Annotated in this window: 16 protein-coding genes; 10 read left to right on the top strand and 6 right to left on the bottom strand. The window is 61.6% G+C overall.

All coding sequences use genetic code 11. From position 1 onward, the window contains the following. The first annotated feature begins 1,292 nt into the window (after positions 1–1,292). The 8 genes from ACNA1V_RS10860 (at position 1,293) to ACNA1V_RS10895 (ending at position 11,854) form a co-directional block, all read left to right on the top strand. On the top strand, positions 1,293–1,970 hold the full coding sequence (locus tag ACNA1V_RS10860) for a response regulator transcription factor (RefSeq protein WP_415833640.1): 678 nt from the start codon (positions 1,293–1,295) through the stop codon (positions 1,968–1,970). After that, entirely contained in the window at positions 1,967–4,570 is a 2,604-nt protein-coding gene (locus ACNA1V_RS10865; protein WP_415833641.1) for a sensor histidine kinase, read from the top strand. The genes ACNA1V_RS10860 and ACNA1V_RS10865 overlap by 4 nt, the downstream gene beginning before the upstream one ends. A 91-nt stretch (positions 4,571–4,661) precedes the next feature. Further along, positions 4,662–5,738, top strand: coding sequence for an ABC transporter substrate-binding protein (locus ACNA1V_RS10870; protein ID WP_415833642.1), 1,077 nt, complete (start codon positions 4,662–4,664; stop codon positions 5,736–5,738). A gap of 126 nt (positions 5,739–5,864) precedes the next feature. Continuing rightward, a complete protein-coding gene (locus ACNA1V_RS10875) occupies positions 5,865–7,631 on the top strand; it encodes an ABC transporter permease (protein ID WP_415833643.1) in 1,767 nt (588 codons plus the stop codon). Then, positions 7,628–8,710 (top strand): ABC transporter ATP-binding protein, encoded by a 1,083-nt coding sequence (locus tag ACNA1V_RS10880; protein ID WP_415833644.1) that lies wholly within the window; start codon positions 7,628–7,630, stop codon positions 8,708–8,710. Before ACNA1V_RS10875 ends, ACNA1V_RS10880 begins: the two co-directional genes overlap by 4 nt. A 374-nt stretch (positions 8,711–9,084) precedes the next feature. Further along, positions 9,085–10,056, top strand: coding sequence for a 3-carboxyethylcatechol 2,3-dioxygenase (locus tag ACNA1V_RS10885; RefSeq protein WP_415833645.1), 972 nt, complete (start codon positions 9,085–9,087; stop codon positions 10,054–10,056). 38 nt (positions 10,057–10,094) lie between these two features. Beyond that, positions 10,095–10,895: a 2-keto-4-pentenoate hydratase gene (locus tag ACNA1V_RS10890; protein WP_415833646.1), complete on the top strand. Its 801-nt coding sequence runs from the start codon at positions 10,095–10,097 to the stop codon at positions 10,893–10,895. Between the two features lie 86 nt (positions 10,896–10,981). Next, positions 10,982–11,854 carry an alpha/beta fold hydrolase gene (locus ACNA1V_RS10895; protein WP_415833647.1) on the top strand — a complete coding sequence of 291 codons (873 nt, stop codon included), beginning with the start codon at positions 10,982–10,984 and terminating at the stop codon, positions 11,852–11,854. A gap of 85 nt (positions 11,855–11,939) precedes the next feature. Here the strand turns inward: ACNA1V_RS10895 and ACNA1V_RS10900 are convergent, their stop codons facing one another. Genes ACNA1V_RS10900 through ACNA1V_RS10925 form a run of 6 tightly spaced genes read right to left on the bottom strand, consistent with a single transcriptional unit; the run spans position 11,940 to position 18,190 of the window. Next, complete coding sequence (locus tag ACNA1V_RS10900) at positions 11,940–12,890, bottom strand: DNA-binding transcriptional regulator (RefSeq protein ID WP_415833648.1); 951 nt, start codon at positions 12,888–12,890, stop codon at positions 11,940–11,942. Further along, complete coding sequence (locus tag ACNA1V_RS10905; protein WP_415833649.1) at positions 12,869–13,681, bottom strand: IclR family transcriptional regulator domain-containing protein; 813 nt, start codon at positions 13,679–13,681, stop codon at positions 12,869–12,871. The genes ACNA1V_RS10900 and ACNA1V_RS10905 overlap by 22 nt, the downstream gene beginning before the upstream one ends. 11 nt (positions 13,682–13,692) lie before the next feature. Further along, entirely contained in the window at positions 13,693–14,478 is a 786-nt protein-coding gene (locus ACNA1V_RS10910) for an aspartate/glutamate racemase family protein (protein WP_415833650.1), read from the bottom strand. Positions 14,479–14,488: 10 nt separating this feature from the next. After that, positions 14,489–15,250, bottom strand: coding sequence for an SDR family NAD(P)-dependent oxidoreductase (locus ACNA1V_RS10915; protein ID WP_415833651.1), 762 nt, complete (start codon positions 15,248–15,250; stop codon positions 14,489–14,491). 10 nt (positions 15,251–15,260) lie between these two features. Beyond that, positions 15,261–17,177 carry a TRAP transporter large permease subunit gene (locus ACNA1V_RS10920; RefSeq protein WP_415833652.1) on the bottom strand — a complete coding sequence of 639 codons (1,917 nt, stop codon included), beginning with the start codon at positions 17,175–17,177 and terminating at the stop codon, positions 15,261–15,263. A gap of 2 nt (positions 17,178–17,179) precedes the next feature. Continuing rightward, positions 17,180–18,190: a TRAP transporter substrate-binding protein gene (locus ACNA1V_RS10925; RefSeq protein WP_415833653.1), complete on the bottom strand. Its 1,011-nt coding sequence runs from the start codon at positions 18,188–18,190 to the stop codon at positions 17,180–17,182. 187 nt (positions 18,191–18,377) lie between these two features. On the opposite strand from ACNA1V_RS10925, the gene ACNA1V_RS10930 reads away from it, so the two are divergent. Further along, complete coding sequence (locus ACNA1V_RS10930; RefSeq protein ID WP_415833654.1) at positions 18,378–18,683, top strand: hypothetical protein; 306 nt, start codon at positions 18,378–18,380, stop codon at positions 18,681–18,683. A 497-nt stretch (positions 18,684–19,180) separates the two neighbouring features. Next, positions 19,181–20,095 carry an amidohydrolase family protein gene (locus ACNA1V_RS10935; protein WP_415833655.1) on the top strand — a complete coding sequence of 305 codons (915 nt, stop codon included), beginning with the start codon at positions 19,181–19,183 and terminating at the stop codon, positions 20,093–20,095. The last annotated feature ends 8 nt before the right edge of the window (positions 20,096–20,103 follow it).

Genomic DNA, 20,103 nt, shown 5'->3' on the forward strand with positions numbered 1-20,103 from the left:
TTTCGCGTTTCGCTGATTTGCATCAGCAGAGAAACGAGATTATGAAGCAGTTTTTCAGGTTTGTCAACTCAGTTTCGTTTGCCACTTAGCGGCTATCTGCTGAATCACTACTTGAAAAACGCCGCCTGGGTAAACCCACCAGACCTCGTTTCCGGTTACTTATCAGAACCACCCCTTCGGGTTAACCCTGAGTTACCAAGCAACCGAGCTAGAAACTTTAACATGAAGTTTTGAAGCTTGTCAACACCTGCTGAACATCTTCTTCACTTCCCGCCGAATCCGCTTCCCGCACCGCCTGCCGTCCCTTGGGGATCAAACCGCAGCGCCTGAAAACAAACTCCGTTTCCGGCCCCGTTGAACTTCGCTTCGCTTTCCGAAGAATTTGTTGCGTCGCTCAACAGAAAATGAAATATAGCACGCTTTTCATCGCCGTGTAAAACTTTTCGCAGAAAATCTTCGTTTGCCCAAAAAAAGCGGGAATCCGTCCGCGTCCAGACCGGTGAGCCGCCTGTTTCCAGGCCTGGCCCCGGCCAAGCAGAAGCCAGCCCCGTTCCGCTGACCAGACTCCGCTCCCCCTGTCCTGGCCGTACCCAGTCAGTGCGCCCTCCGCTGCCATCCCGATACAGAAGCTGCCACGCCAACGATATATCCCTGGCACGCCGGCCCGAAAGACCCCAGGCGCATCCTCTCCCTATATATATATAGAGAGAACCTGGCCACTCGTCCTATATCTATAGGGCAAGTCGGATAGACCGGCCGATACCCATGGGAACCGCACCGGGATCAGCGTCCCCTCCGCCGTCGCGACCGCCCGGATCGCCTCTTGGATGGTCGCGCTACACCTACCGATGCTCCTGCCCCAGATAGCTGCTCCTGTTATCTCTATATAGACACCTATATGGACAGTTCAGGCGCCGTCCGACCTGCCACACGTGAACGCCCCCGCCACAAGGTCCGCCCCACCATGGCTCATCATGGCCGCTTGCGCTGATCGGCAGGCCCTAGGCGCTGGCCTGCCAGTCAGATCCGTCCCTCTGCCGCATCTTACTGCCGCCAGCCAAATGCCGCGCTCCCGAACAACACCCTGTTCCGAGCAACGGCACGGCTTGCCGCTTGCCCTCACGCCTTCACAACATTTGTCCAGGGGCAGCCCCATTTTTCGCTCTTGCCTGACGCCAGGGTGCTGACAGGCAAAGCGGATAGAATAATTCCAGCCTGTCGCAGGCGCGCCGGTCATGCCGGTGATGCCACCTGAAAAACACACTCTATATATGGCGCGGCGAGGAGACAATATGCGGATACTGGTCGTCGAAGACAACAGTGACCTGGGCGAAGCCATTCAGAGCCGGTTGCGTCGCATCGGCCATACGGTTGAATGGGTATGCAGCGGCGCCGATGCGCTGCGCTATCTGCAACACGAAGAATGGGACGGCATGCTGCTGGACATCATGCTGCCGGATTCCGATGGCTTTGCCATCATCCGGCAACTGCGGCAACGGCAGTTGCATGTTCCTACCCTGGTCATGACAGCGCGGGCAGAGATTGAAGATAAAGTCGGCATGCTGGATCTCGGTGCGGATGACTATCTGGTCAAGCCGTTTGATTTGCGCGAACTGGAAGCGCGCTTGCGCGCCCTGTTGCGCCGCCAGGATCCGACCCAGACCGGCAGCATCACCACCCTGGGCAATCTGATTCTCGATAGCGCCGCGCGCCGCGTGACTGTCGATGGCGCCACCATCGACTTCGGTCGCCGGGAATTCTGCCTGCTGGAAATCCTGGTACAGCGGCGCAGTCAGGTCGTTTCCAAGGAACGCCTGATGACGCAGCTCTTCAACTTCGATGAAGAGAGCAGCCCGAATGCCGTGGAACTCCTGATTTCCCGGATCCGGCGCAAGCTCGGCAGCGCGGTGATCCGTATAGATACCATCCGCGGCACCGGCTATAGCGCCGTGTTGGTCGAACCGGAATGACGCGCCCGCCTTACTCCATTCTGCGGCGCCTGCTGCTGATGGCGCTGGGCATCCTGGCCTTGTGTTTCGCGGGCCTGTGCTGGCTATCGCATCACTATGCCCAGCGTGCCGCCGATGCCGCCTATGACCGCCTGCTCGCCGCTTCCGCCCTGACCATCGCCAATGCCGTCCAGGCCGAGGATGGCCAGCTGACGGTGGAGCTGCCCTACTCCGCCATGGCCATGCTGTCCGACCAGGAACACATCTACTACGCCATTCATGGCGATGGCGGGTTGATTTCCGGCTACGCCGACCTGGGCGCTGCCCTGCCTCCCGCCCAATCCGAAAAGCCGATTTTCACCCTGATGGAGTACCTTGGCCAGCCGGTGCGCATGGTCACGACCGGCAGGCTCGTCACCGGCATGCACGGCAGAGGCTGGGTCACCATCCGCGTCGCGGAAACCCTGGGCACCCGCCAACTCTTGAGCGATACCCTGTTCCAGCGCAGCGTCGTCCCGCTGCTGGTCATCATGCTCGTTGCCGTCGCCCTGCTCGGTTTCGGCATGCGCCGCGCCTTGCGCCCCCTGCTCGCCCTGGAAAACGAATTGCGGCAACGCTCACCCGACAATCTGCAGGCGATTACCCAACGCGTTCCCATCGAGATCAGCGGCCTGGTGCACGCCCTCAATGACTTCATGCTGCGGCTCAAAGGCGCCATCGGCACACTCAACAGCCTGGTTGCCGATGCCGCGCATCAAATCCGCACGCCGCTGGCCGCGCTGAGGATGCAGGCAGAACTGGCGCTGGACGAAACGGAGCTACCTGCCGTGCAGGCCAGGGTGCAACGGATTCATGCGAATGCCGGCCACACCACGCAGTTGCTGAATCAGTTGCTGATGGATGCCACCATTTCCCATCGCCGGGAAAGCACTGCACCCAGTGAACTGCGGGTACGCGCCGTGGTGCAGGAAGTCATGCAGCGGCTGAACCCGGACGACGCGCCGCGCGTCCGCTGGCACATGACGCCATCGGCCAGACGCGCCATGCTGCACGGCGACCATATCAGCCTGCGCGAGATGTTGCGCAATGTGGTGGACAATGCCCTGCTCTACGGGGAGAACAGCGAAGTCGAAATCCAGGTTTACAGCAGGCCCGAGGGATATATCGTCTTTGATATCTCAGACCGCGGCCCCGGCATTCCAGACGAGGAAAAACCGCGTGTGCTGCAACGTTTCACGCGTGGCAGCACCAGCCAAGGACGCATAGGCTCCGGCCTGGGGCTATCCATCGTGCAATCCGTCGTACGTACCCATGACGGCGAGCTGATCTTGCGCGACCGCCCCGGCGGCGGCCTGACGGTACGCATCGTCCTGCCGGCCCGGCTTGTCGCCCGCGAAACGAATCCGGCCGTGCCGGCTGGACTGACCGGCAAACTGGCCAGCGCACTGGGCGCCGCCTTGCTGGGGCTCGGCCTGGCTTTTCCTGCCCCGCCAGTGCAGGCGCAGGCCCAGCCCCAAAGCACGACGCCCGCGCCGCTTTTTTCCGCGCCTGCCGGCCATGACCGCCAGGCAGCCGACTTCGCTATCCGCCTCACGCACTACCCGGCCCAGCCGGGCGCCGAAACTACGCCCCCTGCGCGCTTGCGCATCACCGGGCCCACGGATACCGAACTGTTCCAGTGGCTCATTCAGGATTTCCAGCAATTGCACCCCCAGGTGGCGGTGGACTACCTGGAAATCGACAGCATGGGGCTGTACCTGAAAGTGCTGTCCGGGCAAATGCCGCCCGTGGATGTGCTGATCAGCTCCGCTGCAGACCTGCAGCTGAAGCTGGCCAACGACGGTTACGCCCGCGCCCATGTCTCCCTCTATACCCAACGTGTTCCGGACTGGGCACGCTGGCGCAATGAGGTTTACGGGTTCACGCAGGAACCCGTAGTCATTGCCTATTCGCGCTCCCGGCTGACGCCCGAAGAGCGTCCGAAGTCACGCAATGAACTGCTGCGTTTCTTGGAAGCGGAAGGTGCACGCCTGCGTCACCGGATCGGCACCTATGACATTCATCTGAGCGGCGCCGGCTACCTGCTGGCGCTGTACGACGAACGCACTTCCGCAAATTTCTGGGGCATGGCCAATCAGCTGGGGCAAGCTGGCGTCAGGCTGTACGGCACCACCGCCGAATTGCTGGATCGCCTGGAAAACGGCGAACTCGATATCGCCTACAACGTGCTGGGCCCCTACGCCCTGAGCCGCCAGCGCGCCGGCGCCGATATTGCCGTCGTGGTGCCGGAAGACTACATCACCGTTTTGACGCGCAGCGCGCTGATCCATCGCGATGCCCCCTCGCCGGAGGTCGCCGGTACCTTTATCGACTACCTGCTCTCGCCGCGCGGCCAGCGCACTGCCATGGAGCAGGCGGGCCTGCCGCCGTTGCTGCCAGACGATACCGGCCTGGAAGACCCGCTGCTGGGCGAATTGAAACAAGGCCTGCTGCAACCCATCGTACTGGGCCCGGCACTGCTGGTCGGCCTGGACCAGACCCGGCGGCGACGCTTTCTCGACAACTGGACGCGCCTGGTCACCGACACGCCCGAGCTGCCGTCAACGATGACAGGTCGGTGACAGCGTGCGTCACCATAATAGTCTCCAGCCCCGGTAGAAACCGGGCAGCCCGGCGCAATAGACGCCATCATGAAAGACATGAGGAGACAATATGCGACTGCATCCGACATCATCGGCCGCTCTGGTTCTGGCCGCTGCCATGGGCAGCACACTGGCCTTCACCGCCCAGGCCGACGACCTGGCCAACAAGGCCGACGCGGAAGGCAAGGTCATCATCTATTCCACCACCGACACCAAAGCGGCCGCGCCGCTGATTGCAGCCTTCGAGGCCAAGCATGGCAAGGTCAAGGTGGAATACCACGACATGAACAGCACGGAACTCTACAACCGCTACATCAGCGAGCAAGCGGCCGGCGGCGGCAGCGCCGACCTGCTGTGGAGTTCCTCCATGGATTCGGCCATGCGCCTGGCAACCCGTTATGCGGATAGCTATGAATCCCCCGAAAAACCGGCTTTGCCGGAATGGGCCGTCTGGAACAACGCGGCTTTCGGCACCACCTATGAGCCCATCGCCTTCATCTACAACACGCGCCTGATCAAAGAAGACGAAGTGCCGCGCACGCACGCGGCACTGGCAGAGTTGGTGAAGAACCAGCCCGACCGCTTCCGCAACAAGGTCACGACTTACGACATCGAGAAATCCGCAGTCGGCTACATGCTGGCCGCCCAGGACAATCTGCGCAACCCGGACTACCTGGATTTCATCAAGGGCGTGGGTGCTGCCAACCTGGTCTTGCAGTCTTCGACAGGCACCATGATGGAACGGGTATCCTCAGGCGAAAACCTGATTGGCTACAACCTGCTGGGCTCCTATGCAGAAACGCGCGCCGCCAACGATCCGGCCATCGGCATCGTCTATCCGGCCGACTACACCCCCGTCCTCTCGCGCGTGGCCTTCATCAGCAAAAAGGCCGCCAACCCCAATGCGGCCCGCCTGTTCCTGGACTTCATGCTGTCGGCGGAAGGCCAGAGCATTCTGGCCAACCAGTCCAACCTGACTTCCATCCGTGCGGATATCGAAGGAGATAACGATGTCCAGGGCCTGACCAGCCGCCTGACGGAAACCACCCTGGTTCCGATCCCGGTCGATGAAAGCCTGCTGCAATACCTGGAACAAAAGGAACGGCTGGCCTTCATCCGCAGCTGGCGCGCTGCCGCAGGCAAGTAAAGCCTGCCCTGCTCCGCTGCCCGCTTGACGCGGTCAGCGCCCGCCTGAATGCCGGCCCGCAGGCCGATTGCCTGACGCGCAGCCCGCCTGCCGGCATTCCCACTCCTTCTTTCAGGACACCAGACTATGCAAGCCTTCTATGCAAGGATGCAGGCTTGGCCGCGCCGTATCGTCGTGTTGCTGACGGCGCTGGCAATCTATGTGCCGCTGAGCCTGATCATTATCCAGAGCTTTCTGTCCGAACCTTTTTTCTCGCCGGACAAGTACTTCAGCCTGGAAGCCTTCCATTTCATTTTCGATGACCCGGACTTCTACGACGCCCTGACCAACGGCTTCATCATGGCCTTTGGCCTGGCCGCCATCGCCATTCCGCTGGGCGGCATCCTGGCGTTCCTGATGGTACGCACGGACTTGCCCGGCCGCACCTGGATCGAACCGCTCATCCTGGTTCCCATTTTCGTCTCGCCCATGGTGCTGGGCTTCGGCTATATCGTCGCCGCCGGCCCGGTGGGTTTCTTTTCCGTCTGGACCCAGAACCTGATCGGCTTCGTCCCCTGGAATATCTATTCCTTCTCCAGCATTGTCATCATCGCCGGCCTCACGCACGTGCCGCATGCCTACCTCTACATTTCCGCCGCACTGCGCAGCATCGGCTCGGATGTCGAGGAAGCCGCGCGCACGGCGGGCGCCAGCCCGCTGCAAGTCATGCGTGCGGTCAGCCTGCCCATGGTACGCCCGGCCATTCTCTATGCCGTCGTGCTGCTGTTCTTCCTGGGCCTGGAGGTTTTCGGCCTGGTGCTGGTGCTGGGCGACCCGGAAGGCCATCTGGTACTGGCCACCTATCTCTACAAGCTGACCAATAAGCTCGGCATTCCGTCCTATCACCTGATGGCGGCCGTCGCTGTGGTGCTGATCGCCATGACCATTCCCCTGGTCATGCTGCAACGCCGCCTGATGCGTTCCGCCAACCGCTTTGTGTCCATCAAGGGCAAGGCCACGCGCTCCCGCCCGCTGCCCCTGGGACGCTGGCGCTGGCTGGCCGGTTCGGTCGTGACTTTCTGGCTGATCGTGACCATCATCGTGCCTATCGTCGGTGTGGTGCTGCGCGCCTTTGTCTCGAACTGGGGCATAGGCATTTCATTGCTGGATGTCCTCTCGCTGGATGCTTTCCGCCAGGTCTTTGCCCAGGCCAGCCTGCTGCGCGCCATCGTGAACTCCGTGGCCATCGGCGTGTTCGGCGGGGCACTGGCCGTCACCTGCTATCTGTTCATCGGCCTGGCCATGCACCGCAAGCCGGATAACGTGACCCGATTTCTGGACTACAGCGTGCTGGTGCCGCGCGCCGTGCCCGGGCTGCTGGCCGGCCTGGCTTTCCTGTGGTGCTTCCTCTTCATTCCGATGTGGCTGAATGAATCGCTGGAAGACGGCCTGCTATCGGCCCTGCCCTTCGCCCATTGGCTGAGCGTCCATGCCATTGAACCGCTCAGGGCGTTGCGCAGCACCATCTTCAGTGTCTGGCTGGCGTACACGGTGGTCTGGCTGGCCTACGGCCTGCGCCTGATTTCCTCCACGCTGCTGCAAGTCGGCCCGGAACTGGAAGAAGCCGCACGCAGCGCCGGCGCACGCCCAGGGCAAGTCACTCGCCATGTCACGGCCCCGCTGGCCAAATTCGGCCTGATCAGCGCATGGCTGTTGATGTTCCTGATTTTCGAACGGGAATATTCGACCGGCGTTTACCTGCTCACGCCCGGCACGGAAACCATCGGCTCCATGCTGGTGTCGCTGTGGGCCTCCGGCGCCATCGACATTGTGGCAGCGCTGTCCTTCATCAATATTGTCCTGGTCGTCTTCGGCCTGGGCATTGCCTTACGCTTCGGAGTGAAACTGCGATGAGTGAACTGACCGTCGAAAACATCCATCTTTCCTACGACCGCAATCCGGTGCTCAAAGGCGTCTCCATGTCTCTGGAGCGCGGCGAAGTGGTGTCCCTGCTGGGCGCTTCCGGCAGCGGCAAGACCACACTGCTGCGCGCCGTGGCCGGCCTGGAAGCCCCCAGCCAGGGCCGTATCACCATCGGCAGCACAGCCATCTATGATTCGGCCCAGCGCATTGATGTGCCTGCCGAAGCGCGCAATCTCGGGCTGGTCTTCCAATCCTACGCCTTGTGGCCGCACAAGACCGTCGAACAGAATGTCGCCTATCCGCTCATGCTGCGCAAAGTACCCAAGGCGGAATTGAAGCAGAAGGTCCAGGCCATTCTTGATCAGCTGGGACTGGGTGCGCTGGGCGGACGCTACCCCAGCCAATTGTCCGGTGGGCAGCAACAGCGCGTCGCCATCGCCCGCGCCCTGGTCTATAACCCGCCCGTCATCCTGCTTGATGAGCCCCTCTCCAACCTGGATGCCAAGTTGCGGGAAGAAGCGCGGGTTTTTCTGCGAGAACTGATCGTCGGGCTGGGGCTATCGGCCCTGATGGTGACCCATGACCAGAATGAAGCCATGGCGATTTCCGACCGCATCCTGCTGCTCAACGGCGGCGCCATCGAACAACAAGGGACACCGCAGGAAATCTACAGCCGCCCGCAAAGCCTGTACGCAGCCGAATTCATGGGCAGCAACAATCGCCTGCAGGGCAAGGCTGGCCGTATCGAGCACGGCCGCGTCGAAGTGCTGGGCGATGGCTGGCATGTCTGGGGCACGCCTGTCGGTGAACTCAAGCCAGGCCAGCCGGTGGTGCTCGTGGCCCGGGTCGAGAGCCTGAAGGTCGGGGCCGAGGACCCGACTGCCGGCGACTTCACACTGCCACTGAGCACCAGCATGTACCTGGGCGACCGCTGGGAATATGTTTTCCGGCTGGGCGAGGCGGGCACGCATACCGTACCGCTGCGCGCCTTTGGCCGCGCGCCCCTGGCGGCCGGACATCATCCGGTACGGATAGACCCGCAACAGGCCTGGATCTACCCGGCCGCGTAAACCTGCCGCCTGCCATCCGCCGGCCCGGCGCCGGTGCATCCAGAACGGGGAGCCTCAGGCTCCCCGTTTTTGTTGGCTCGCGCCCAGCTCGCCAGCGCCACGGTGCGCAGTGTGCACCTTGCACCAACTTTTTTTGGGTGCTTCGAGGGCCATTCCTACAATCAGTTCAGACAAATCAGAAGCCGGCGAACCCGAGGTCTGAACCAACAAAAACGGAGACAGGCGTGAGGGCGAGCCGCCACACGCAAGCGGCTGCATCGCCAGGCCGCTGCATGAGGCGCACTTTTCCGCCACGCCTGATTCAAGCGCCAGCCCCCTGCATCTGCGGCCCTCGCAAACATGCCGCCGGTTCAGCCATGAAATCTGGAGATTCCATGAGTACCAGCACCGTCAAACTCAAGTGCCTGTCGCACACCCCCTTGCGTGGCCTGAATGACCCCGCACCCGGCGTGGTTGCGGAAGTCGATGCCGTCATCGCCGCCGCCCGGGCCGAGGTCGAAGCCTTTGACCCGGAACTGATCGTGGTTTTCGCCCCCGACCACTACAACGGCCTGTTCTATGACCTGATGCCGCCGTTCGTCATTGCCACGGCGGCCGAATCCGTCGCGGATTACAAAACACTGCCCGGTCCCTTATCCATCCCCGATGACCTGGCCCTGGATCTGGTACGCCATGTTCTCGACAGCGATATCGACGTCGCCCTGTCGCACCGTCTGCAGGTTGATCACGGCTGCACCCAGATCCTCGAGGAAATGACCGGCAGCCTGACGCGCTACCCCGTCATTCCCGTCATCATCAACTCGGTCGCGCCACCATTCTGCCCCTATCGCCGCGTCCGCCTGCTGGGCGAGGCGGTCGGCCGCTTCATCGCCGGGCTGGGCAAACGCGTCCTGATCCTGGGGTCCGGCGGCCTCTCGCATGAGCCGCCAGTACCGGTGTTTTCAGGCGCCAAACCGGAAATCGCCGAGTTCCTGATTTCAGGCCGCAACCCCACCCCCGAAGCGCGGGCGGCCCGCCAGGCGCGCACGCTGGCGACCGGCCAGATTTTCGGCACGCCCGCCTGCGATCTCACCCCACTGAACGAGGAATGGGATCACGCCTTCATGGATCTGCTCATCGGCAAGGATCTCAGCAAGGTGGACGATTTCGAAATCGACGTGATCTCCAAAACTGCCGGACGCTCCACGCATGAAGTACGCACCTGGGTCGCCGCCTTCGCCGCCATGGCGGCTGTGGGGGCCTATGAGGGCCGGCGCGACTACTACCGCCCGGTCAACGAGTGGATTGCCGGCTATGGCGTGGTCAGCGCCGAACCGGCATCCGCCGCCCATCGCGTCGCCGCCTGAACCGGCGCCCCGTCACCTCTTTGCAGGACATGCAAGACATGAACCAAGATATCCCGGCCTCGCCGCTAGACACCCTTGCCGCCGCCCATGCGCTGCGCCTGGCCACTGAACAGCTGCAAGCCATCGCGCCGCTGCGCGACCGGTTGCAGACCGCCAGCCCTGAGGCCGCCTATGCCATCCAGGAGGCCAACACCCGGCACGGGCTGGCACAGGGCCGCCGCCTGGTCGGCCGCAAAATCGGCCTGACCTCGCTGGCAGTCCAGGCACAGCTGGGCGTGGATCAACCCGATTTCGGCATGCTGTTCGATGATATGTCCGTCGGCGACGGCGCCACCATTGCCGCAGGCCGGCTGATTCAGCCCAAGGCGGAAGCGGAAGTCGCGCTGGTGCTGGGCCGCGACCTGAGCCATGAGCGCCATACCTATGCCGACCTGATCCGTGCCACCGAATACTGCCTGCCGGCCATCGAAGTGGTGGACAGCCGGATCGAGGACTGGAATATCCGTTTCGTCGATACCGTGGCCGACAACGCATCCAGCGGCCTGTTCGTGCTGGGCAGCCGCCCGGTACTGTTGCGCGACATCGACCTGACGGATTGCGCCATGGAAATGCAATGCGATGGCGTGTCGGTATCGCGTGGCAATGGCCGCGCCTGCCTGGGCAATCCGCTCAATGCCGCCCTCTGGCTGGCAGACACGATGGTGCGCTGCGGCCGTCCCTTGCAGGCCGGGGATATCGTACTAACCGGCGCGTTGGGGCCGATGGCCGTGGCGCGTAGCGGCCAGCACTTCAGCGTGCACATCGCCGGCCTGGGGCACGTTTCCGTCCACTTCGAATAAGTCGTCCCCGCCCTGCCATGACGAGCCGGGCATCCGACCCGGCCGTCCCTTCTCCTCTGGTTCCCCATTCACCACCAGGAATTGCCATGACAACAAGCCCTACGCTCCATACCGAAGCCAGCACCAGCCGCTACGCCCGCATCAAGGAACAGGATCTGGAACTCCAGGTTCATTACAACGACACTGGCGGTACAGGCCCGGTGGTCGTCATGCTGCATGGCTCCGGCCCAGGCGCCAGTGGCTGGGCCAACTTCAACCGCAATGTCCAACCGCTGGCTGACGCCGGTTTTCGCGTCATCCTGCTGGATTGCCCGGGCTGGAGCAAGAGCGACCCCATCGTCTGCACCGGCTCGCGCTCCGACCTGAACGCCCGCGCGCTCAAAGGACTGCTGGATACCCTGAACATCGAACGCGCCCATCTCATCGGCAACTCGATGGGCGGCCATAGCACTGTCGCCTTTGCGCTCGCCAACCCGGAACGCATCGGCAAGCTCGTACTGATGGGCGGCGGTACCGGCGGCCCCAGCCAGTTCGTACCTATGCCCGCCGAAGGCATCAAGCTGTTGCAGGCGCTCTACCGCGAACCGACCATCGAAAACCTGCGCCGCATGATACAGGTTTTCGTCTTCGATACCAGCCATCTGACCGAAGAATTGTTCCAGGCGCGCCTGAACAACATGTTGTCGCGCCGCGACCACCTGGAAAATTTCGTGAAGAGCCTGGAAGCCAACCCGCGCCAGTTCCCCGACTTCGGGCCGCGCCTGGGCGAGATCAAGGCACCGGCGCTGATCATCTGGGGCCGCGACGACCGTTTCGTGCCCATGGATATCGGCCTGCGCCTGCTGTGGGGCATGGCCAATGCCGAACTGCATATTTTCAGCCGCTGCGGCCACTGGGCCCAGTGGGAACATGCGGACAAATTCAACCGCATGGTGCTGGATTTCTTTACCAAAGACTGAGCCTGCGCCAGCCATGGGCAAGACTGCTGCCCAGGCTGGCCGTATGCCGGCGACACGCCCCGGGCTGCGGCGCTTGTGCAAGCGCTCAAACCGGCAAGAGCAGCCCCGAACAGGTTTCCCGGGGCTGCGCCGCCGGTGCAGGCGCATCGCCCCCAGGCCATGCGCCCGCACCGGCCTGCCTGCCCAGATGCCCTTCGATTTCCGCTACCGCCTCCCGCAAGGCCGGCATCAGGCGCTGCTCGGCTTCGCGGGTACTCATCGCCTTCTTGGTAAAAATAATATTGATGCAACCCAGCACCCGCTCACCCTGGTGAATGGGCAAGGCGATAGCACTCATGCGTGCCTGTTCCGACCAGTCGCCGTCATTGGAGCCAAACCCCTGTTCGCGGGTGGTCTGCAACAAGGCCGCAACCAGCTGCGGATTGCGTGCCAGGCGTGCCTGCTCGTCCTCCCCCTGTTGCAGCAAGCGCAGAATTTCCTCACGTTCCGCTGCCGGACAGGCGCTCAGATAGGCACGCCCGGCAGCCGTGAACAAAATGGGCAAACGCCGCCGTATCATCGCCCGGTGAAACGACAGCGGGCTAAAGCGGTGCGTGGTTTCCCGCACCACCATGCTATCGCCATCCAGCATGCACAGATCGGAGGGCCAGATCGCTTTCTGCAGCAGGCGCCCCAAGGCCTGGCCCGCGATTTCGGACACCCAGTCCTCATCGGTGAAGCCATCGCTCAACTGCCGTACCTTGTGGTTCAGGCTGTAGTGTTCATCCGAGGAATTACGGCGTACATACCCCTCGTTCTGCAAGGTTTCCAGCATGCGCCGCACCGTCGTCCGGTGCAGGCCGGTCGCTACACTGATTTCCTTGATGGAAGCCCGGCCGCCCTGGGCCTGATTCAGGCAGAGCAGGATTTCCAGGCCTCGCCGCAAACTTTCAATCGGCCGGTAGCTGGGCGCGTCCTCAGCGTCGGGCCACACCTCGGCCACGGTGCTGTCCGACGCCCAGGGCGTCGATACCCTCAAGGCTTGTACCTGAGCCATCCGTATTCTCCCAAAGGCAGCGAATCCAGTTCCCGCTCGATATCGTGCACACACTCATGCAAGGCATCCAAATAGCGCTCAGCGGCCTTGGCCGGCGTCATCGAGCTCCTGAAAAACATAATATTGATCGCCCCCAGTACCCGATTGCGCCAGCACACCGGGTAGGCAATGGCGCTGATATTCGGTTCGGTGCCGCCTGAGGACTCGGCGTAGCCGCGCTCGCGCGCCTGCAAGCGCAGTTGCTGCAGCTCATGCCGCACCGCTTCCTTGGAAAAGCCATCATGCTTCATGATGCTGGCCAGATCCAGGATCTGCTCCAGGCTCTCATCGGCCACTTCACTCAGAATCGCCACCCCTAATGCGGAGCGCAGCAAAGGCCGGGTCTTGCCGACCATGGCGCGATTGACCGACATCGGACTGAAGCGGTGCGTGGACTCCCGGATTTCCAGGTGCCCAGATGAAAACGTGGCAAAGTCGCTGGGCCACTGCACTTGCGACAACAAGCGCCCCAGGTAGGGCCCGATCACCTGCACCACCCAATCCTCATCCTTGACGCTATCGGCAAAACGGCGAAAGCGCGTCGTCAGGAAGTAGCGCCCATCACCCGGCCTGAGATACACGTAGCCCGCCTGCTCCAGCGTGAACAGCAGGCGGTACACCGTGGCACGATGTATGCCCGTGTACTTGGCCAGCTCGCCTGGGTTGGCCCAACCCAGGTCGCTGAGCGCCCCGATCAGTTCCAGGCCGCGCTCCAGGGCGCGAACCCTGGGGTAAACATCGTTTTGCTGCACGTTTTTTCTCCTCAGTCGGGAGGATACAGCGCCAGCAGCTCCGCACTGGGTTTGATGTAATGCCAACGCCGGCCGGCATGCAAACCCGTCAACCGGTGCAGCTTGGCCAGCATTTCCGCATACGACAGGGGAGCCCCCACGCCATCCAGCACGCTGACGCCGTCAATTTCATAAACGTCATTGGCCGCCAGTACCTCGGCAACCAGGCCTTCTGCCGGAACGATCAAGTCCGCCCCGGCAGCAATGGCGCGCCGCGCAGTGGCCGTAAAGGCCTCAATGTAATCACCCGGCTCCAGGAACACCTGCTCGATGGCACGCTCTGGCAACTGCGGTTCAATGACATAGATGCCGCTGATGCGCGACTCCAGGCGATGACGCTGCATGGCATTCTTCAGGAACCACTGGTTTTCCTCGTTCAAGGTCACCAGCCCAATCTGCTGGGCCATGGAGCAGGAAATCAAGACCGTGCTTTCCGGCATGGAAATCACGGGGATATCGACCAGTGAACGGCATTCGCGCAGCAGCGGCTCGGTAAAGGTACCGATCACAAAAGCGTCATAGCCCTCCTGTTCGGCCCGATGCACGTTGTGCAGCAGCTGCCGGCTCATCGCCTTGTAATAGGCATAGGGCACTTTCATCACTTCACTGGGCGATTTACCGTGCCACATGGTTTCCGGCACACCATGCAAAACGATTTCCGTACCAGGATTGGCGATGCGCGCATAATGCCGCGCCAGCGATGCCCGGTACACCGGGTAGTTGTCCAGATCGACGCTGGATTGATGCCAGATTTTCATCCCCGCTCCCTTAGACCATGTAATAGCCGCCGTTGACATCCAGCGTACTGCCCGTCACGTAATCCGCCAGCGGATTCACCAGATAAGTCACGGCAGCGGCCACTTCATCGGGCTGCCCGACGCGTGCCAGCGGCACCAGGCCCACGGCTCCCGCATCATCCTTGCGATCCAGGCGGGTGCGCAGCATGGGGGTATCAATCAAGCCCGGCGCCACCACATTGGCGGTGATATTCAACGGCGCCATTTCCCGCGCCAGTGCCTTGGTGAAAGCGATGACGGCAGCCTTGCTGGCCACGTAGGCCGTGCAGGAGCGATAGCCACCCAATTGCGCCGCCGACGAAGCAAAGTTGATGATGCGCCCATGCTGAACCGAAGTATCAGCCTGCATCACAAACGCCCGGCAGACCGCATAAGTGCCGAAAGCGTTGACGGCGAACACCTTTTCCCACAGTTCGGGCGTGGTATTGCGCACGTCGATGACTGCACCGCCGTCACCGACCGGAGAAATCGCCGCCGTATTGACCAGCACCGACAGACGCACGCCCTCCTCACTCAAGCGGGCGAAAAGCTGCTCGACGGAAGCCATGCTGCTGATATCCACGCCGGCCACCCGATGACCGTGACCGGGCAGCGCCGCGGCCAGGGCCGGCAGCGGCGCCGGGTCCAGATCGGCCAGCACCACCTGCAGCCCTTGCTGCGCCAGCGTACGGCAGACGGACTGGCCAATGCCGCCTGCGGCGCCTGTCACCAGCGCAATGCGATTTTCACTCATGTTGTGCTCCTCAACTGCCGCTCAAAACGCCTGGCAGCCACATTGTGATGATGGGGAATACCGTCAGCAGAATGACCCGGACCAGATCGGCCAGCAGGAACGGCGTCACGCCACGGAAAATGGTCGCCAAGGGCAGGCGGTCGCCCACCACGCTGCGCATGACGAACACATTCATGCCCAGCGGCGGCGTAATCATGCCGATTTCCACCAGCGACAGCGTCACGACCCCCCACCAGATCAGGTCATAGTCCATGCCGACAATCAGGGGCACGACCAGCGGCGTCGTCACCAGCACGGCTGCCAGCGTATCGAACACCGTGCCCAGCAGCAGATAGAACAGCACCAGACCGAACAGGATCAACCAATGCGGCATGGTATTGATGTCCACCAGGCTCAACACCAGTTGGGTGATATCCGTGAAGCTCATGAAGCTGGCGAAAATATTCGCGCCGATGAAAATCACATAGATCGCGCCAGCATTGATACCGGTATCAATCAAGGACGACTTGAACTTCTCCAGCGTGAAGCCCTTGGTGCCGACAGCAAAGACAAAGGACAGCAAAGCGCCGACCGAGGCGGCCTCCTGGGTGGTGAACATGCCGCCATACAGACCGCCCAGCACCAATGCAAACAGCAGCACCGGACGCCAGGCCTTGATCATGGCGTCACGCGCTACCTGCCAGTTGAATTTCTCGACATCAGGCGCGAGGCTGGGCTTGAGGCGCACGGAGATGAAAATGGCCAGCACATACATCGTCAACGCCAGCAGGCCCGGAATCAGGGCGGCCTGGAACGCGACCTGAATGGACTGCTCCACCACCACGCAATACACGATCAGAACCACGGACGGTGGAATCAGTGCGCCCAGCGTACCACCTGCGGCGATACAGCCGGCGGCCAGGCTATGTGCGTAATTGCGGCGCTCCATTTCCACGAATGCGACCTTGCCGAAGGTAGCGGTGGTGGCGATGGACGAACCACAAATCGCACCAAACCCGCCGCACCCCAATACCGATGCCATTGCCAGACCACCGCGACGCGATCCCAGCAAGGCCGTACCGGAATTGAAAATATCGCCGGACAGGCCTGCCCAGGTGGCAAAATTTCCCATCAGCAGGAACAGCGGGATGGCCGCCATATCCATACTCGTCAACGCGCGGCCTACCTCGTTCTGCGACACGACCAGCGCCTGCTCACCTCCCAGCGTCAAGGCCAGGCTGGCCACCCCGACAATCGCCAGCGAAACCCCGATGGGAATCTGCGCGGCGATGAGCAGGTACAGCACGACAAACGCCATGCTGGCCTGCATGCCTGGGCTGCTGTCTTCATTGATGAACAACACCATCAGGACGGCACACGCGGCGATGGTGCCGGCAGTCACCAGCGCGCCGCGCCAGAACCCCGGCTGCGCGTAGGCCCGCTCACGCAGCATCGCATACCAGCGCTGCGCCGCCTGAATCAGTACCGTCAACGCCGCCAGCGACATCAGCACCCCGGCAACCGCCCACCAGCCCGCTGTCTGCCAGCCCACGACCATCGTTTTTTCGCCGTACTCGTGCGCATCCAGCGCACGGAACAACAGGACGACGGCCAGCCAGCCAAATACCGCGACTTCCGCCAGCTCGCACAGCAGACGCACTGCCGTCTGGTTGCGGCCAGCGACGGCCTTCATCACATCCATGCGGATGTTCAAATGGCGAACGAACACCAGCCCGGAGAACCCGGCCACAATAATGGCCATGAACAAGCCGTTCAGTTCAAACAGGCCGCGCACCGTATATGACGTGAAAGCACGCAGCAGGATATCCACCAGCGTACCGGCCGACACGACCAGAAGCAGCGTCAGGGCCGCCCAGGCCATGACCTTGCAAAACTGGTCCTGCCAGTCAGCCTTGGCGGCAGTGTCCGCGATATTGGCCGAGCTCATGTTTATTGCGCTCCGCGTTGCGATTCAAGGGCTTCGGTATAGACCTCCCAGACACGTTCGCCCTGCGGAACACTGCCCACCCATTTTTCAATTACCGGCTGCACGGCTGCTGTCCAGCGCTCGACATCGGCTGCGCTGGGCGTCACGATGGTGTGGGCCGGATTCTGCTGCAGCAATTGCTTCAGACGCTCGTTTTCCCCGCCCAGGCCCTCGGACCAGCGATCGACGAAGTTGGCGCCACCGTGTTTCTCCAGAGCGGCCTTGGCTTGCGGAGCCAGACGGTCATAGGCACGCTTGTTGATCACCAGGAACACCGTGCTGGAGCCCATCGGCACGTCAATGTGATACGGCACGAAATCCAGCACCTGCCAGGTATAGACCGCATTCCAATCGTTCAGGCTGCCGCTGAGCGTCTTCTTCGACAGGTTTTCCGCCGTCTGCGGCACAGGCAGGCCGACCGGGATGATGCCCAGCGCCTCGACCGAAGCGCTGGCCAGCGGCCCGGCGGCACGGATACGCTGTCCCTTGAAATCGTCCAGCGAATTGATCTCGCCCACGCCATGCGCCGTCAGGATGCCCGAGGACACCAGCGCGAACACCTTCACATCATCGAAGCCATCCATCAGGCCCTCTTCGTACAGACGCCAAACGCCAGTGGAGGCTTCCCGCAGCGTACGTGCCTGGAACGGAATCTCCGGAATATCGGCCACCTTGAAACGCCCTGGCGTATAGCCCGTCACGCCCCAGCCCATATCCACCAGACCACGGCGCACCGCATCGAACGTATCCTCGGCCTTGACCAGCGAACCGCCCGAGTACAACTGGATTTTCAGCGTGCCTTGCGAATCTTCCTCGATATCCTTGATCAAGGGCTCGAACATGCCTTTGGTCAGGTAGGCCGTGGGGCCGGCGAAGTTGGAGAACTTCAGCGTCGTGGGTTTGCTCTGGGCCAGGGCCACCGTTCCACATGCCAGGGACACGGAACAGAATGCCGCCATGAGAATTCGTTTCATCTTTATCTCCTTATTTTGATTGGCCACCGGGCCTGGCCTCGCCTGGGCAAGGCCTTGCTTGCCCCCGGCCCGTTGCCGCGCGATCCCACCGTTTTTTTTTCTAACAGATCGGTCTGTCCAGCAGGTTCGGTGGATTACACACACACCACAAGCGCAGGGCAATCGAAATCCTGCAACTGTTCACCTGATGAACATCCCACTGGGAATAACCCTAGCTATTTCTCGTGGTAATGATGAAAAAAGTATTCATCAGATGAACATAAGCAGGCGCTTGCAAAGGCTTACGCTGAATCAAGACAAGACTGCCCGTGCCACCCCGCCCACTATTGTCAGGATGGCAACGCATGCTCCGGGCAGCCTGTTCCCTGCAATCGGGACAAAAACCCAAAAAAATATGTGCGCATGGAATCAAAAACTTTCCTATCTATTGCGCGTCATTGAAATCCAATTTTCGATCGTCCGCATTTTTCCGACATGGTCGGAAAATCATTAAAGCAGCGCTCACCAAAAAATAAACTAATTACTTCATAGTATTTTTTAGGCTTCATTTCGGCCACATAGAATTCTCTTCATTAGTTAACAAACCGAAATAAAAACCCAAAACAAAAAGCTGTCGCTCATGAAGCCCACTGAAATCCCGCTGCCTCCATACCTGTCCGTGAACCCATGCAGACACTGGGCAAATCGGATCTGAAACGCAGACTGGCCCCATCCGGCCAGTCACAAAACCCTAACACCATTTCATATGACTGGAAATTATTTCCATACATTGAATGACGGCATAGAAGATCGTCACGCCAATTCAATCGGGAATCCTGCCGCCGCCCAACAACAAGGCCACGAATCATTCATTGCATTCCCTTCAGCATTGCAATTTTCATTATTTCCGACAATTTCAATCCGACCGCCCCGCCAGCTATTCAAACCGGCAATCAGACCCCTCGATTGCTTTGCAAGTGAGCGCCAACCACTACGGAACGTTTTTTTCCCATGCCACCCGCAATCACTGACTTCCATGTGCATTACGTCGGCCCCAGATGGCATACCGGCGTCCTGAGATCACTGCCCCACTTACCCGACAGCGCTGCACGGATCACGGACATTGCCGACGTCTTGGCACCGATCCAAGCCGGGCAGTTTCAGTCTCGTGTATTGAGCGCGCCAGTCTCCATGGTCTTCGGCACTGCAGCCGTCGATCCCGAAGAAATCAGGCTTATCAACGATCATCTGGCAAGCGTCGTGGCGCAGCACACGGAAGCGCTTATCGGCCTGGCCACAATAGACCTCTGGAATCCGGCCGCCACGCAGGAAATCCAGCGTGTCGCCGACCTCGGTTTTACGGGTGTCGTAGTGGACGCCGCCCAGATGAACACCGGGACGTTTGCGCATGATCCGCAAATCCTGCCGGCCTGGCGCGCGCTGCGCGATAGCCGGCTGACCGTCTTTTTCCACCCGGTCAGCTTGCCTGCAGTGACGGCCGCATTTGCCGGCACCTCCCGCGCGGGCGTGCTGCTGGCCCGCGGCGCCGTGGACGCAGGCAGCCTGCTGGCCCTGCTCGATGCGCCACAGTGGGACGAATTGCATGACCTGCAGCTTGTCGTGCCCGGCATCGCTGCCAGCGCCTTATGGTTTGCACCGTTTTTCGACGGCCTGGACAGTACCCTGCTTGGGCCCAAAGGGCGTGGCATCCATCTAGACACCATGGGTTTCGACCCCGCCAACACGCGCTATCTGCTCGAACGGCTCGGCGCCGAGCGCCTGGTGTTCGGCTCCGACGCCCCCATCGTGGATAAACAGCCTGACGCAACACGTCTGCTATCCCACCTGAACAGTGCCGGCCTGCACGGCGCCGCGCTTGCCGCCGTCGCTGGCGGCAATGCCGAACGCTTGCTGCGGCGGACTTGAGGCCTACA

This window comes from Kerstersia similis (assembly GCF_965139615.1).
Classification (GTDB): Bacteria; Pseudomonadota; Gammaproteobacteria; order Burkholderiales; family Burkholderiaceae_B; genus Kerstersia; species Kerstersia similis.

Excerpts from the sequence above, each read along its gene's own strand:
- ACNA1V_RS10860 (WP_415833640.1), top strand. The coding sequence starts at position 1,293 with ATGCGGATACTGGTCGTCGAAGACAACAGTGACCTGGGCGAAGCCATT.
- ACNA1V_RS10865 (WP_415833641.1), top strand. The coding sequence starts at position 1,967 with ATGACGCGCCCGCCTTACTCCATTCTGCGGCGCCTGCTGCTGATGGCG.
- ACNA1V_RS10870 (WP_415833642.1), top strand. The coding sequence starts at position 4,662 with ATGCGACTGCATCCGACATCATCGGCCGCTCTGGTTCTGGCCGCTGCC.
- ACNA1V_RS10875 (WP_415833643.1), top strand. The coding sequence starts at position 5,865 with ATGCAAGCCTTCTATGCAAGGATGCAGGCTTGGCCGCGCCGTATCGTC.
- ACNA1V_RS10880 (WP_415833644.1), top strand. The coding sequence starts at position 7,628 with ATGAGTGAACTGACCGTCGAAAACATCCATCTTTCCTACGACCGCAAT.
- ACNA1V_RS10885 (WP_415833645.1), top strand. The coding sequence starts at position 9,085 with ATGAGTACCAGCACCGTCAAACTCAAGTGCCTGTCGCACACCCCCTTG.
- ACNA1V_RS10890 (WP_415833646.1), top strand. The coding sequence starts at position 10,095 with ATGAACCAAGATATCCCGGCCTCGCCGCTAGACACCCTTGCCGCCGCC.
- ACNA1V_RS10895 (WP_415833647.1), top strand. The coding sequence starts at position 10,982 with ATGACAACAAGCCCTACGCTCCATACCGAAGCCAGCACCAGCCGCTAC.
- ACNA1V_RS10900 (WP_415833648.1), bottom strand. The coding sequence starts at position 12,890 with ATGGCTCAGGTACAAGCCTTGAGGGTATCGACGCCCTGGGCGTCGGAC.
- ACNA1V_RS10910 (WP_415833650.1), bottom strand. The coding sequence starts at position 14,478 with ATGAAAATCTGGCATCAATCCAGCGTCGATCTGGACAACTACCCGGTG.
- ACNA1V_RS10915 (WP_415833651.1), bottom strand. The coding sequence starts at position 15,250 with ATGAGTGAAAATCGCATTGCGCTGGTGACAGGCGCCGCAGGCGGCATT.
- ACNA1V_RS10920 (WP_415833652.1), bottom strand. The coding sequence starts at position 17,177 with ATGAGCTCGGCCAATATCGCGGACACTGCCGCCAAGGCTGACTGGCAG.
- ACNA1V_RS10925 (WP_415833653.1), bottom strand. The coding sequence starts at position 18,190 with ATGAAACGAATTCTCATGGCGGCATTCTGTTCCGTGTCCCTGGCATGT.
- ACNA1V_RS10930 (WP_415833654.1), top strand. The coding sequence starts at position 18,378 with ATGAACATCCCACTGGGAATAACCCTAGCTATTTCTCGTGGTAATGAT.
- ACNA1V_RS10935 (WP_415833655.1), top strand. The coding sequence starts at position 19,181 with ATGCCACCCGCAATCACTGACTTCCATGTGCATTACGTCGGCCCCAGA.